Source organism: Streptomyces sp. DT190, assembly GCF_049846985.1.
Taxonomy (GTDB): domain Bacteria; phylum Actinomycetota; class Actinomycetes; order Streptomycetales; family Streptomycetaceae; genus Streptomyces.
The window spans coordinates 15,910-29,564 of record NZ_JBNCNM010000021.1 but is presented as its reverse complement, the minus strand read 5'-3'; the positions used below and the strand labels follow the sequence as shown (position 1 = coordinate 29,564).

The 13,655-nt window shown below is 71.0% G+C and carries 13 protein-coding genes; 9 read left to right on the top strand and 4 right to left on the bottom strand.

Annotated elements, in window-relative coordinates:
- Positions 1-2 precede the first annotated feature (2 nt).
- The 7 genes from ACPXCS_RS29875 (at position 3) to pstB (ending at position 8,282) form a co-directional block, all read left to right on the top strand.
- Complete coding sequence (locus ACPXCS_RS29875) at positions 3-2,369, top strand: RNA degradosome polyphosphate kinase (RefSeq protein ID WP_425950970.1); 2,367 nt, start codon at positions 3-5, stop codon at positions 2,367-2,369.
- Entirely contained in the window at positions 2,350-3,450 is a 1,101-nt protein-coding gene (locus ACPXCS_RS29870; RefSeq protein ID WP_425950969.1) for a CHAD domain-containing protein, read from the top strand. Before ACPXCS_RS29875 ends, ACPXCS_RS29870 begins: the two co-directional genes overlap by 20 nt.
- Positions 3,451-3,482: 32 nt before the next feature.
- Positions 3,483-3,926 carry an NUDIX hydrolase gene (locus tag ACPXCS_RS29865; RefSeq protein ID WP_425950968.1) on the top strand — a complete coding sequence of 148 codons (444 nt, stop codon included), beginning with the start codon at positions 3,483-3,485 and terminating at the stop codon, positions 3,924-3,926.
- Between the two features lie 249 nt (positions 3,927-4,175).
- Positions 4,176-5,300, top strand: a complete 1,125-nt coding sequence (pstS, locus tag ACPXCS_RS29860) for a phosphate ABC transporter substrate-binding protein PstS (RefSeq protein ID WP_425950967.1) — start codon at positions 4,176-4,178, stop codon at positions 5,298-5,300.
- Positions 5,301-5,404: 104 nt separating this feature from the next.
- Entirely contained in the window at positions 5,405-6,409 is a 1,005-nt protein-coding gene (gene pstC, locus ACPXCS_RS29855) for a phosphate ABC transporter permease subunit PstC (protein ID WP_425950966.1), read from the top strand.
- Positions 6,406-7,461: a phosphate ABC transporter permease PstA gene (gene pstA, locus ACPXCS_RS29850; RefSeq protein ID WP_425950965.1), complete on the top strand. Its 1,056-nt coding sequence runs from the start codon at positions 6,406-6,408 to the stop codon at positions 7,459-7,461. The genes pstC and pstA overlap by 4 nt, the downstream gene beginning before the upstream one ends.
- A gap of 44 nt (positions 7,462-7,505) precedes the next feature.
- On the top strand, positions 7,506-8,282 hold the full coding sequence (pstB, locus tag ACPXCS_RS29845; protein ID WP_351353754.1) for a phosphate ABC transporter ATP-binding protein PstB: 777 nt from the start codon (positions 7,506-7,508) through the stop codon (positions 8,280-8,282).
- Between the two features lie 126 nt (positions 8,283-8,408).
- On the opposite strand, the gene ACPXCS_RS29840 is transcribed toward pstB, so the two are convergent.
- Positions 8,409-9,407 carry an anion permease gene (locus ACPXCS_RS29840; protein WP_425950964.1) on the bottom strand — a complete coding sequence of 333 codons (999 nt, stop codon included), beginning with the start codon at positions 9,405-9,407 and terminating at the stop codon, positions 8,409-8,411.
- Positions 9,408-9,414: 7 nt separating this feature from the next.
- Positions 9,415-10,035 (bottom strand): DUF47 domain-containing protein, encoded by a 621-nt coding sequence (locus ACPXCS_RS29835; RefSeq protein WP_020269925.1) that lies wholly within the window; start codon positions 10,033-10,035, stop codon positions 9,415-9,417.
- Between the two features lie 203 nt (positions 10,036-10,238).
- Between ACPXCS_RS29835 and ACPXCS_RS29830 the strand changes: the two genes are divergently transcribed.
- Positions 10,239-10,613, top strand: coding sequence for a metal-sensitive transcriptional regulator (locus tag ACPXCS_RS29830; RefSeq protein WP_425950963.1), 375 nt, complete (start codon positions 10,239-10,241; stop codon positions 10,611-10,613).
- Between the two features lie 12 nt (positions 10,614-10,625).
- Here the strand turns inward: ACPXCS_RS29830 and ACPXCS_RS29825 are convergent, their stop codons facing one another.
- Together ACPXCS_RS29825 and ACPXCS_RS29820 are read right to left on the bottom strand one after the other, a co-directional pair.
- A complete protein-coding gene (locus ACPXCS_RS29825; protein ID WP_425950962.1) occupies positions 10,626-10,799 on the bottom strand; it encodes a hypothetical protein in 174 nt (57 codons plus the stop codon).
- A gap of 85 nt (positions 10,800-10,884) precedes the next feature.
- The gene (locus tag ACPXCS_RS29820; RefSeq protein WP_425950961.1) at positions 10,885-11,736 is read right to left on the bottom strand and encodes a hypothetical protein; all 852 of its coding nucleotides are present in this window, start codon (positions 11,734-11,736) and stop codon (positions 10,885-10,887) included.
- A gap of 373 nt (positions 11,737-12,109) precedes the next feature.
- On the opposite strand from ACPXCS_RS29820, the gene ACPXCS_RS29815 reads away from it, so the two are divergent.
- Positions 12,110-13,648 (top strand): FAD-binding oxidoreductase, encoded by a 1,539-nt coding sequence (locus ACPXCS_RS29815; RefSeq protein ID WP_425950960.1) that lies wholly within the window; start codon positions 12,110-12,112, stop codon positions 13,646-13,648.
- Positions 13,649-13,655 lie beyond the last annotated feature (7 nt).

The following is a 13,655-nucleotide window of genomic DNA, read 5'->3' as shown; positions in this document are numbered from 1 at the left end:
CAATGAATCCCGCCGTGCCAGAGCCTTCCCCGCCCCGCGAGGGGCCCGAGGGAAACGGGAGCACTCATGTGACGCCTCCGCTCCCGCCCGCGCTGTCCGACGCGCCCGTGATGCTCGCGGCGCGGAAGAATGGGTCCATGAGCCAGCCGAACACCCAGGCACAGGTCCAGCACGCGCAGCCCTCCGTGGGCTCCATAGCAGCCCACCGCCCGCACACGGTGGCGGCGGTGGTCTCCGATCTGGAACCGGACATCGACGCCGACCTCGACGGGTACGAGGAGTCGCCGTACGACGGGCCCGAGCTGCCCCAGGGGCGCTTCCTGGACCGGGAGCGCAGCTGGCTCGCGTTCAACGAGCGCGTGCTCGAACTCGCCGAGGACCCGAACACGCCCCTGCTGGAGCGGGCCAACTTCCTGGCGATCTTCGCCAGCAACCTGGACGAGTTCTTCATGGTCCGGGTGGCCGGCCTGAAGCGCCGTATCGCCACCGGCGTGGCCACCCGCTCCGCCTCCGGCCTGCAGCCCCGCGAGGTGCTGGAGATGATCTGGGCCCGCTCCCGCGAGCTCATGGCCCGGCACGCCGCCTGCTACCACGAGGACGTCGCCCCCGCACTCGCGGAGGAGGGCATCCACCTGGTCCGCTGGAGCGAGCTGCAGGAGAAGGAGCAGGCCCGCCTGTTCACCCTGTTCCGGCACCAGATCTTCCCGGTGCTGACCCCGCTCGCGGTCGACCCGGCGCACCCCTTCCCGTACATCTCCGGCCTGTCCCTGAACCTGGCCGTGGTCGTGCGCAACCCCGTCACGGGCCACAAGCACTTCGCCCGCGTCAAGGTGCCGCCGCTGCTGTCCCGCTTCCTGGAGAGCTCCCCGGGCCGCTACGTCCCCATCGAGGACGTCATCGCCGCCCACCTGGAGGAGCTCTTCCCGGGCATGGAGGTGCTGGAGCACCACGCCTTCCGGCTCACCCGCAACGAGGACCTGGAGGTCGAGGAGGACGACGCCGAGAACCTGCTCCAGGCCCTGGAGAAGGAGCTCATGCGGCGCCGCTTCGGCCCGCCCGTGCGCCTGGAGGTCGAGGAGTCCATCGACCGCGAGGTCCTGGACCTGCTGGTGCGCGAGCTGAAGATCAGCGAGGCCGAGGTCTACCCGCTGCCGGGCCCGCTGGACCTCACCGGCCTGTTCCGCATCGCCTCGCTGGACCGGCCCGAGCTGAAGTACCGCAAGTTCGTCGCCGGCACCCACCGCGACCTCGCCGAGGTCGAGTCGGCGTCCGCGCCGGACATCTTCGCCGCGCTGCGCGAGCGGGACGTCCTGCTGCACCACCCCTACGACTCGTTCTCCACCTCCGTCCAGGCCTTCCTGGAGCAGGCGGCCGGCGACCCGGACGTCCTCGCGATCAAGCAGACCCTGTACCGCACCTCCGGCGACTCCCCGATAGTCGACGCGCTCATCGAGGCGGCCGAGTCCGGCAAGCAGGTCCTGGTCCTGGTCGAGATCAAGGCCCGCTTCGACGAGCACGCCAACATCAAGTGGGCCCGCAAGCTGGAGGAGGCCGGCTGCCACGTGGTCTACGGCCTGGTCGGGCTGAAGACCCACTGCAAGCTGTCGCTGGTGGTCCGCCAGGAGGGCGAGACCCTGCGCCGCTACAGCCACGTCGGCACCGGCAACTACCACCCGAAGACGGCCCGCCTCTACGAGGACCTCGGCCTGCTCACCGCCGACCCCCAGGTCGGCGCCGACCTGTCGGACCTGTTCAACCGCCTCTCCGGCTACTCGCGCCGGGAGACCTACCGCCGGCTGCTGGTCGCCCCGAAGTCACTGCGCGACGGCCTGATCTCCCGGATCACCAAGGAGATCCAGCACCACCGCGCCGGGCGGCCCGCCCACGTCCGCATCAAGGTCAACTCGATGGTCGACGAGGCCGTCATCGACGCCTGCTACCGGGCGGCCCAGGCGGGCGTGCCGGTCGACATCTGGGTGCGCGGCATCTGCGCGGTGCGCCCGGGCGTCGCGGGCCTGTCGGAGAACATCCGGGTCCGCTCGATCCTCGGCCGCTTCCTGGAGCACTCCCGGGTCTTCGGCTTCGGCAACGGCGGCGAGCCCGAGGTGTGGATCGGCAGCGCCGACATGATGCACCGCAACCTCGACCGCCGGATAGAGGCCCTGGTCAGGGTCACCGACCCGGCCCATCGAGCGGCCCTGAACCGGCTGCTGGAGACCGGCATGTCCGACTCCACCGCCTCCTGGCACCTCGGCCCGGACGGCGACTGGACCCGGCATGCGACCGACGCGGACGGCCAGCCCCTGCGCAACGTCCAGGAGATGCTCATAGACGCCCGGAGGCGCCGGCGTGGCACAGCGACACCTTGACCCGACGGATCCCCGGTCCGGGCACGTCGGGACCGCCCCCACCGGGACCGCCCCGACCGGGGACGCCCTGGCGGGCTACCTTCGGGACCAGGCCACGGAGTTCCTCCGGGCGCTGCGCCTGCACCGGGAGACCGGGGCGGGGGCGAACGGCTCGGAGGGGTCCGCCGAGGCGGCCCGCGCGCTGCGCCGCTCGGCCCGGCGCATCAGCGCCAGCCTGCACACGTTCCAGTCGCTGCTGGACTCGGACTGGTGCGAGACCATGCGCCCGGAGCTGGCCTGGGTCTCCGGCACGCTGGCCATGGAACACGCGTACACGGCCCGTCTGGAGCGCCTGCTGACCGCCCTGCACCGCCTGTCGGGCTCGACGGCGTTCCCGGCCCAGGCGACGGCCCGGACCCAGCCGGCGGCCCCGGCGGGCGGCGGCCGCGCGGACGCGGCGGCACCGGAACGGGGCAGCCTGACCGTCGGAGCGGCCAAGGCGGGCGCCCTGCTGGACCGCCAGCTCACCCTCGCCCGCACCCGGGCCCACTCCACCGCCCTGCAGGCCCTGGGCAGCAGCCGCTTCCACGCCGTCGCCGACAAGGTCGCGGTCCTGGCCAGCGAGGTCCCGCTCAGGGCCGCGGCGGCCACCGGCGACCTGCGCCCCCTGGCCGCCGCCGCCGAGGACCGCCTCACCGACGCCGTGACCGCCCTGCCCCTGCTGACCGCGGGCCACCCGTACAACGCCGCGGCCCTCGTCCACGGCCTGTCCCCCGACACGGTCGCGCACCCGCAGGACGCCCCCTGGCACCAGGTCCGCCTGCTGCTGCGCCTGCACCGCTACGCCCGCGAGGCGCTCAGCGGCCCCAAGGGCAACGCCCCCGTCGACCTGCGCCTGCTCTCCGCCGGCCAGGCCCTGAACCGGCACCGGGACGCCTCGGAGGCGGCGGCGGCCGCCGCCCAGGCGGCCCGCACGCCCAGGATCGCCCCGGCCACGGCCTACGCCCTCGGGGTGCTCCACGCCGACCAGCGGCACGAGGTGGAGGCGGCACGTTTCGCGTTCCAGCAGGCCTGGCAGAAGGAGACGGTCGGCACGTCATGACCGGCACGGCACCCGGAAGGCGGTGAACACCGGTGGGCTCGTCCGAGGATCTCACCGTCCAGGCCGCGGGCTGCGTCCTGTGGCGCCGCTCCCCCGGCACCGGCGGGCTGGAGCTCTGTCTGGTGCACCGGCCGAAATACGACGACTGGTCGTGGCCGAAGGGCAAACTGAAGCGCGCCGAGGACGCCCTCGCCGGCGCCCTGCGCGAGGTGGCGGAGGAGACGGGCTGCCGGGCCGTTCCGGGTGCCGAGCTGGCCACCCTGCGGTACGTGGCGAACGGCCGGCCCAAGCAGGTGCGCTACTGGGCCGCCGAGGCCGTGAGCTGCGCCTTCACCCCGAACGACGAGATCGACCGCGTCCTGTGGCTGTCCCCGCAGGCGGCCCGCGCGAAGCTGACGCAGCCCCACGACCGGCCGCTCGTCGACGCGCTGCTCACCGTGCTGCACCGGGCCCGTACCGCCCACCGGCCGGACTGAGACCGCCCGCGGTTGTCCAGTGGGACCCGCGCGAAAAGCGGAATCCTCACGTGCTCTCCCCGTGAGCATTCCGTGACCTAACCACACCGTCGGCAGGGGTTCACCCGTCGTTCATGTGTGGCCATCGGCGGCTTCACCTGATCTGCCTAATTTCGGCCGTACCAGATGCGAGACGCGCACGCCGCGCGTTCGCGTCGGCCAGTCTTCGCACGCCGCCGATCAGGACGGCGGCTCCTGGAAGGAACTCAAGTGAAGCTTCAGCGCATGAACCGGCGGGCCCTCGCTCTCGGTGCTCTCGCCGTCTCCGGCGCCCTGGCCCTCACGGCGTGCGGCTCCGACGACACCGGAGGTGGCAGCGACGGCTCCTCGTCCAACGCCGCCGCGCCCAGCAACATCAAGTGCGACGACGCCTCGGGCCAGGTGCTCGCCGACGGCTCCTCGGCGCAGAAGAACGCCGTGGACGCCTGGGTCAAGCAGTTCTCCGCCGCCTGCAAGGTGGAGATCAACTACAAGGCCGGCGGCTCCGGCGCCGGTGTCACCGCGTTCACCCAGGGCCAGGTCCCGTGGGCCGGTTCGGACTCGGCCCTGAAGCCCGACGAGGTCGAGGCCTCCAAGAAGATCTGCTCCGGCGGCCAGGGCATCGACCTGCCGATGGTCGGCGGCCCGATCGCCGTCGGTTACAACGTCCCGGGTGTCGACAAGCTCGTCCTGGACTCCTCGACGATCGCCAAGATCTTCGACAGCAAGATCACCAACTGGAACGACCCGGCCATCGCGAAGCTGAACCCCGACGCGAAGCTGCCCAACCTCAAGATCCAGGCGTTCCACCGCTCGGACGAGTCCGGCACCACGGACAACTTCACCAAGTACCTGATCGCCACCGCGAAGAAGGACTTCCCCTACGAGGGCGGCAAGGCCTGGCAGGCCAAGGGCGGCCAGTCCGCTCCGCAGTCCTCCGGCGTGGCCGCGCAGGTCAAGCAGACCGCCGGCGCGATCGGCTACTTCGAGCTGTCCTACGCCAAGGACGGCATCAAGACCGTCGCCATCGACACGGGTGCGGCCGAGCCGGTCGAGGCGAACGTCGAGAACGCCACCAAGGCCATCGCGGACGCCAAGGTCGTCGGCACCGGCAAGGACCTCGCGCTGGAGCTGAACTACGCGACCAAGGCCGACGGCGCCTACCCGATGGTCCTGGTGACCTACGAGATCGTCTGCGACAAGGGCAACAAGGCCGAGACGCTCCCCGCGGTCAAGGCGTTCCTGCGCTACGCGGCCTCGGAGGACGGCCAGAAGATCCTCGCCGAGAACGACTACGCGCCCATGCCCGAGGACATCATCGCCAAGGTTCGGACCACCGTCGAGAGCCTGAGCTGACCTGAGCGTGCGGTCCGGTCCCCCCGCGGGGCCGGGCCGCACCGTCCGGTGCACCGCCGCCAAGAGCCGCACACCCGTTGCGGTTCCGCAGACCGGAGAACCCGATGGACACCACACAGATAGCTGACGCACCTCCCCCCACTCCCCCGCTGCCCACGGCCGAGCAGAAGCGCGCCGCCCGTGGCGCCACCCGGCCCGGGGACCGGATCTTCCTCGGCCTCTCGCGCGGCTCGGGCATCCTGCTGCTGGTGATCATGGCCGCGATCGCGGGCTTCCTCACCTACCGCGCGGTCCTCGCCATCAGCAAGGACGAGGGCAACTTCCTCACCACGTTCGAATGGAACACCGGCGTCAACCCGCCGGTCTTCGGCATCGCGGTCCTCGCCTACGGCACGATCGTCTCCTCGATCATCGCGATGGTCATCGCGGTCCCGATCGCCGTCGCCATCGCGCTGTTCCTCACGCACTACGCCCCGCGCCGGCTGAGCGGTCCCATCGCCTACGTGATCGACCTGCTCGCCGCCGTGCCGTCCATCGTCTACGGCCTGTGGGGCGCCCTGGTCCTGGTGCCGTACATGAACGGCCTCTTCGGCTGGCTGAACGACTACTTCGGCTGGACCGGCATCTTCTCCTGGCAGAACGGCGCCCCGCGCTCCATGCTCACCGTGGGCATCCTGCTCGCGATCATGATCCTGCCGATCATCACCAACGTGAGCCGCGAGGTCTTCCGCCAGGTCCCGCAGATGCACGAGGAGGCGGCCCTGGCGCTCGGCGCCACCCGCTGGGAGGTCATCCGCATCTCGGTCCTCCCCTTCGGCCGCTCCGGCGTGATCTCCGCCTCGATGCTCGGCCTCGGCCGCGCCCTCGGCGAGACGATGGCCGTCGCCACCGTGCTCTCCCCGGACTTCCTGATCCACACCAGCCTGCTCGACCCGGGCGGCGGCACCTTCGCCCAGAACATCGCCAGCAAGTTCAGCGAGGCCACCGAGTTCGGCCGGGACGCGCTGATCGCCTCGGGTCTGGTCCTGTTCGTCATCACCCTGCTGGTCAACGGCGCGGCCCGCGCGATCATCGCCCGCCGCAAGGAGTACTCGGGGGCCAACGCATGAGCACCGCAACCACCGCCCCGAAGGCGCCCAGCACCCTGCGCGGCGCCCGCCTGCCCAAGTGGGCCCCCTGGGCCATCGCCGCCGGATCCGTCGCCGCCGGTCTCGGCATCAGCGCCGCCGCCGGCCTGCACAGCGACATCCAGTGGGCGCTGATCGCCGCGCTGCTGCACATCCTCGGCACGTACGTCATCGCGGCCAAGGTGGAGAACCGCCGCCAGGCCAAGGACCGCGTGGTCACCTCGCTGGTGTGGGTCGCGTTCCTGCTCGCCGTGGTGCCGCTGGCCTCCCTGGTGTGGTCGACCGTGCAGCGCGGCACCAAGGTGCTCGACGTCTACTTCCTGACCCACTCGATGGGCGTGGTCGCCGACTCGGAGACGGGCGGCGGCATCTACCACGCCATCCTCGGCACGCTGCAGCAGGTCGGCCTCGCCACCCTGATCGCCGCGCCGGTCGGCGTGCTCACCGCGATCTACCTGGTGGAGTACGGGCGCGGCAACCTCGCCCGGGCCGTCACCTTCTTCGTCGACGTCATGACCGGCATCCCGTCGATCGTCGCGGGCCTGTTCATCCTCAGCCTGATGCTGATGTTCGACATGCAGCCCTTCGGCTTCGCCGGCTCGCTCGCCCTGGCGATCCTGATGATGCCGGTCGTCGTCCGCTCCACGGAGGAGATGCTCAAGCTCGTCCCGAACGAGCTGCGCGAGGCCTCCCTGGCGCTCGGCGTGCCCAAGTGGCGCACCATCCTGAAGGTGGTCCTGCCGACCTCGCTCGGCGGCATCACCACCGGCATCATGCTGTCCATCGCCCGTATCGCCGGTGAGACCGCGCCCGTGCTGCTGCTGGTGTTCGGCAGCAAGTTCATCAACGCCAACCCCTTCGAGGGCGCGCAGGCGTCGCTCCCGCTGTACATCTACCAGCAGTACGGCTCGGGCGAGGTCACGGCGTACGACCGGGCCTGGGCGGCATCGCTCACCCTGATCGCGTTCGTGATGATCCTCAACCTGGTGGCTCGCGGCATCGCCCGCTGGAAGGCCCCCAAGACCGGTCGCTGACGCGGCCATACAGCGACTGACTGAAGTCTGGAAGTGAAGTAGTCATGGCCAAGCGAATCGACGTGAGCGGACTCACCGCCTACTACGGCTCCCACAAGGCGATCGAGGACATCTCGATGACCGTCGAGCCGCGCTCGGTGACGGCGTTCATCGGCCCGTCCGGCTGCGGCAAGTCGACGTTCCTGCGCACCCTGAACCGGATGCACGAGGTCACGGCCGGCGGCCGGGTCGAGGGCAAGGTGCTGCTGGACGACGAGGACCTCTACGGCACGGGCATCGACCCGGTGTCGGTCCGCCGCGAGGTCGGCATGGTGTTCCAGCGGCCGAACCCGTTCCCCACCATGTCGATCTTCGACAACGTGGCGGCGGGCCTGCGGCTGAACGGCAACTACAAGAAGAGCGAGCTGGCGGACGTCGTCGAGCGCTCCCTCAAGGGCGCCAACCTCTGGAACGAGGTCAAGGACCGACTCAACAAGCCCGGCTCGGGCCTGTCCGGCGGTCAGCAGCAGCGTCTGTGCATCGCGCGGGCGATCGCGGTGGAGCCGAACGTCCTGCTCATGGACGAGCCCTGCTCGGCGCTCGACCCGATCTCGACCCTCGCGATCGAGGACCTGATCGGCGAGCTGAAGGAGCGCTTCACGATCGTCATCGTGACGCACAACATGCAGCAGGCGGCGCGGGTGTCCGACCGTACGGCGTTCTTCAACCTCGCGGCGGTCGGCCAGCCCGGCAAGCTCATCGAGATCGACGACACGGAGCGGATCTTCTCCAACCCGTCGGTCCAGGCCACGGAGGACTACATCTCCGGCCGCTTCGGCTGAGCCCTTCGCCGAGACCCCTCGCGGTGCTGCATGGCGGTGCCACCGCGAGGCCGAAAAGGGCCCGCCCCTGGCTCCCGGGGGCGGGCCCGTTCGTGTTCCGGCGTCCCGGCGGACGCGGATCCGTCGCTACAGGAAGGCCAGGTTCACGATTCCGTAGGACGCGGCGGCCACCGTCGCCGCCGCCGGCATCGTGATGAACCAGCCCAGGATGATGTTCTTGGCGACGCCCCACCGCACGGCGTTCACGCGCTTGGTCGCGCCCACGCCCATGATCGCCGAGGTGATCACGTGCGTCGTGGAGATCGGCGCCTTGAACAGGAACGCCGTGGCGAACATGATCGACGCGCCCGTCGTCTCGGCGGCGAACCCCTGCGGCGGATCCAGCTCGATGATCTTCCGGCCCAGCGTCCGCATGATCCGCCAGCCACCGGCGTAGGTGCCCAGCGACAGCATCACCGCACAGGCGATCTTCACCCAGACCGGGATCGGGTCGCCGTAGTCCTCGACATCCGCGATGACCAGGGCCATCACCACGATGCCCATCGTCTTCTGCGCGTCCTGCAGACCGTGCCCCAGCGCCATACCGGCCGCCGAGACGGTCTGGGCTATCCGGAAGCCGCGCTTGGCCTTGTGCGGGTTGGCCTTGCGGAACATCCACATGATCGCGGTCATCACCAGGTAACCGGCCAGCAGGCCGACCACCGGGGAGATGAACATGGGGATGACGACCTTCTCCAGCACGCCGTGCCAGTAGACCGTCGTCCCACCGGCCAGCGCCGCGCCGACCATGCCGCCGAAGAGCGCGTGCGAGGACGACGAGGGCAGCCCGAAGTACCAGGTGATCAGGTTCCAGACGATCGCGCCGACCAGCGCGGCGAAGAGGATGCCCATCCCCTTCGACCCCTCCGGTGTCTGGATCAGGCCCTCACTGACCGTCTTGGCGACCCCGGAGCCCATGAACGCGCCGACGAGGTTCATCACCGCGGCCATCGCCAGGGCGGCCCGCGGCGTCAGCGCCCGGGTCGACACGGACGTGGCGATCGCGTTCGCCGAATCGTGGAAACCGTTGGTGTACGTGAAGAAGAGCGCGACCCCGATGGTCACGACCAGAGCGAAGGTGTCCATGAAGAGCTCAGGACTCCTTGACGGCGATGGTCTCCACCGTGTTCGCCACGTGCTCGAACGCGTCCGCCGCTTCCTCCAGCACGTCCACGATCTGCTTCAGCTTCAGCACCTCGATGGCGTCGTACTTGCCGTTGAAGAGGTGCGCGAGCAGCTTGCGGTGGATCTGGTCCGCCTGGTTCTCCAGCCGGTTGACCTCGATCCAGTACTCGGTGAGGTTCTCCATGGTGCGCAGGTGCGGCATGGCCTCGGCCGTCAGTTCGGCGGCGCGCGCCAGGACCTCGATCTGCTGCTCGACGCCCTTGGGCAGTTCCTCGACGTTGTAGAGGACGACCAGGTCGACGGCCTCCTCCATGAAGTCCATGATGTCGTCGAGGGACGAGGCGAGGGAGTAGATGTCCTCGCGGTCGAACGGCGTGATGAACGAGGAGTTCAGTTGGTGGAAGATCGCGTGCGTGGCGTCGTCACCTGCGTGTTCCGCTGCCCGCATACGCTCTGCGATCTCGGCCCGGGCGGAGGCGTCCGCCCCGAGCAGTTCCATCAGGAGCTTGGAGCCCGTGACGATGTTGTCCGCGGAGGCGGCGAACATGTCGTAGAAGCTCGTCTCCCTGGGGGTCAGACGAAAGCGCACGTGGGGTCCTCGGGGTGCTTCGGTTTCGGTCAGGCCGATGCTAGGCGCATCATCCGGCCACGGCTATCGGGCCGCCCACCAGTGTCGCCCATCAGGCACAGTGATGAGCACGGGGGCGGCTCCAGGGCCGTGTACCCGGCAAAGTTCGGTACCATATACCCACTAGGGGTATATCTCCGCCCACGGCCCACCAGGAGGACGCGATGACGGACGTGACCGACACGACAGATGTCGCACATGTCACCCCCGGCACCGCCGACGCCGGTGCGCCGGCCGTCACGGACCACGACCGCGGCGTGCACGGGTACCACAAGCAGAAGGACGAGCACCTCAAACGCCTGCGCCGGATCGAGGGCCAGATCCGCGGCCTGCAGCGCATGGTCGACGAGGACGTCTACTGCATCGACATACTCACCCAGGTCTCCGCCTCCACGAAGGCCCTGCAGTCCTTCGCCCTGCAGCTGCTGGAGGAGCACTTGCGCCACTGCGTCGCCGACGCGGCCGTCAAGGGCGGCGACGAGGTCGAGGCGAAGGTCAAGGAGGCGACCCAGGCGATCGCCCGCATGCTGCGGACGTGATCCCGCCCGGGGTCAGCTTCCGCGGGCGTCCCGTTCCTCGGCCACCCTCAGCACCTCGTCGATGCTCGCCAGGCTGAGCCGCTCGCGCGCGGCCGAGGCCGCGATGATCAGCTCTCCGCACAGCTCGATCTCGGCGAGGGCCACGTGGTCCTGAACTGCCGTACCGCCGACCGGAGCCACGTGCATCACCTCTTCTCTGCCGTCACCGACTTCCTAGAGTAGGGAGCGGCACACGCACCGCGCATGGCACGGACGGGCTAGTTCCCGCCGGTCACTCCTCGGCGATCCTGCCCGCGTAGATGTCGTCCCCGTCCGGCAGCCGCACCCGCACCGGGGCCCCGAAATCGTAGAGCAGCGTCGTCGAGGCGACCGCGACGGGGCTCTTCTGCTGTCCGTTGACGAAGCTGAACCGGTGGCGGACCTTGCGGACGCGCCCCTCGTCGTCGAGGTAGGCGTCGAACGGCACCGCGGCCGTGGCGAATCCCTTCGCCGCCGCGCGCAGGGGCCCCTTGTTGCCGCCCGACGCCCGCCTGGCGGCGTCCCCGAGGTCCGCCGTGCCCCGGTAGTGCCGCACCCCGGTGCCCGCGACCTCCGTGCGGCCCAGGTACGTCGCCGTCCGCGTGCCGCGCAGCACCTCCGCCGCGGCGAACGGGTCGGTGGCCCCGCCGGTGACCAGGTTCCCGTCGGACAGCGTCCGGGTGTCCACCCGCACCCACTTGCCCGCGGGCACACCGGCGCCCCGGTTCTTCATGAACAGGGCCCCGGGGGCGAGCAGTTCCGTGATGGGCCGGCGCCCGGCGGCGCCCGCGGGATCCTGCGGCAGCAGCACCCGCAGCCGCCCCAGCCGCTTGCGGTAGTCGTAGACCCCGGCGCCCCGGATGGTCACCCGGGTGCCCCCGGCCGCCATCTCCATCGACGTGCGGGCCTTCGAACTGCCCGCCTCCACCAGCCGGTCGGCGGCCCGGTGCAGCAGCACCACGGCGTCGCCGCCCCGGGAGTCCCCGGCGACGGCGTCCCCGCCCGCGCAGCCTCCCGCTCCCAGACCCGCCGTGGCCACGACCCCGGCGGCGAGGACCGCCGCACCCGTTCGCCCGCGCCGCCGTTCCCGCTGCCGCCCAGTCATCGCCTGCCTACCCCCAGCCGGTACGTCCGTCACGGGCCCCCATGTCGTTCCGCTTAACGACCGGTTTGTGCCCTCGTCACGCGAGCCCCGCCGTCCGGCATACGAACCCTTTACCCGCGGTGGGTACCGTTGTCGTCGTGGCGCAGCAGGACGGGCTGGAGATTCCCCCCAACCTCCCGGAACACAGCACGACGACCATGGAGAGAGGCCGCTTCTGCAGAGCCGAGTGCACCTGCGGGTGGCGCGGCCCGGCCAGGCGTGCGAGAAGCCAGGCACGCACGGACGCGCAGCAGCACGCGGCCGGCTGACCCGCCGCCGTGGAACCCCCGCCCCCAGCAGCCCGTCTTGGAGGGCGGAACCACCGGGAGGCCCCATGGAACGGCGCACCGTCCTCACCGCCGGCACGGCGGCGATCGCCGCGGCGGCGACCCCCTTCGCCACCGCCTGCAAGAACACGGACACCCGCTCCACGGCCACGGCGGCCGGCACCCGGACCCGCGCCACCGCCGCGGGCTGGTCGGCCCTCGCCCGCGACCTCGACGGTCCCCTCGTCCGCCCCGGTGACGCCGCCTGGGCGAGCGCGCGGCAGCTGTACAACACCCGATTCGACCACCTGAAGCCCGCCGCCGTCGCCTACGTGGCCCACCCGGACGACATCCGCACGGCCCTGGCCTACGCCCGCGGCCGCTCCCTGCGCGTGGCCATCCGCAACGGCGGCCACTCCTACGCCGGCTGGTCCTCCGGCGACGGCCGCCTGGTCATCGACGTCTCGAAACTCGACCGGGTCCGGGCCTCCGGCACCACCGCCGTGGTCGGCGCCGGCGCCAAACTCATCGACGTCTACCGCGCCCTGGCCGCCAAGGGCGTCACGATCCCGGCCGGCTCCTGCCCCACCGTCGGCGTCTCGGGCCTCACCCTGGGCGGCGGGCACGGCGTGGTCTCCCGCGCCTACGGCCTGACCTGCGACAGCCTCACGCGGGCCACCCTGATCACCGCCGACGGCAGGGAGCTCACCGCCGACGCCCGCGAGAACAAGGACCTCTTCTGGGCCCTGCGCGGCGCCGGCAACGGCAACTTCGGCGTGGTGACCGAACTGCACTTCACGACCCACCCGGCGCCGCAGGGTGTCTCGGCGTACCTGTCCTGGCCCTGGTCCAAGGCGGCGGCGGTGGTCAAGGCCTGGCAGGAATGGGGGCCTTCGCAGCCCGACGAGATCTGGTCGTCGCTGCATCTGGCGAGCGCCGCGGGCAGCACCCCGACCGTCTCCGTCGCGGCGTTCTCCCTCGGCACGTACGGCGAGCTGAAGAACGCCGTGGACCGCCTCGCCGACCGCGTCGGCGCCCCGGCCCGCAGCGTCTCGCTGAAGCGCCGCTCGTACGAGGAGTCGATGGAGGTGTACGCGGGCTGCTCCTCCTTCCCGACGGACGCCCAGTGCCACCTGCCCGGCTCGACACCGGGCCGCTCACCGAAGGGCGCCCTCGGCCGCGAGACGTACGCGGCGGCCTCGGACTTCTTCGACCGCTCCCTCTCCCCGGCCGGCGTCCGCGCGCTGCTGTCGCAGATCGCCTCGGTGCGCGGCGGCACGGGCAGCATCGCGCTCACCGCCCTCGGCGGAGCGGTCAACCGCGTCTCCCCGACGGCCACGGCCTTCGTGCACCGCCGTTCGCGCATGCTGGCCCAGTACATCGGCGCCTGGCGCGCGGGCACGAGCGGTGCGACGGCCCGGGAGTGGCTGGCCTCGGCCCACCGGGCCATGCGCCCCCACGCCTCGGGCGCGGCCTACCAGAACTACACGGACCCGACCCTGACGAACTGGCGCACGGCGTACTACGGAGACGCGGCGGCGCGGCTGACGAAGCTGAAGAAGCAGTACGACCCGGACCGCTTCTTCACGTATCCGCAGGCGCTCTGACCCGGGC

What these genes read in the sequence shown, in the direction of transcription:
- pstC (WP_425950966.1), top strand. Translation starts at nt 5,405, where the DNA reads ATGGACACCACACAGATAGCTGACGCACCTCCCCCCACTCCCCCGCTG.
- ACPXCS_RS29840 (WP_425950964.1), bottom strand. Translation starts at nt 9,407, where the DNA reads ATGGACACCTTCGCTCTGGTCGTGACCATCGGGGTCGCGCTCTTCTTC.
- ACPXCS_RS29815 (WP_425950960.1), top strand. Translation starts at nt 12,110, where the DNA reads ATGGAACGGCGCACCGTCCTCACCGCCGGCACGGCGGCGATCGCCGCG.
- ACPXCS_RS29875 (WP_425950970.1), top strand. Translation starts at nt 3, where the DNA reads ATGAATCCCGCCGTGCCAGAGCCTTCCCCGCCCCGCGAGGGGCCCGAG.
- pstB (WP_351353754.1), top strand. Translation starts at nt 7,506, where the DNA reads ATGGCCAAGCGAATCGACGTGAGCGGACTCACCGCCTACTACGGCTCC.
- pstA (WP_425950965.1), top strand. Translation starts at nt 6,406, where the DNA reads ATGAGCACCGCAACCACCGCCCCGAAGGCGCCCAGCACCCTGCGCGGC.
- ACPXCS_RS29825 (WP_425950962.1), bottom strand. Translation starts at nt 10,799, where the DNA reads ATGCACGTGGCTCCGGTCGGCGGTACGGCAGTTCAGGACCACGTGGCC.
- ACPXCS_RS29820 (WP_425950961.1), bottom strand. Translation starts at nt 11,736, where the DNA reads ATGACTGGGCGGCAGCGGGAACGGCGGCGCGGGCGAACGGGTGCGGCG.
- ACPXCS_RS29830 (WP_425950963.1), top strand. Translation starts at nt 10,239, where the DNA reads ATGACGGACGTGACCGACACGACAGATGTCGCACATGTCACCCCCGGC.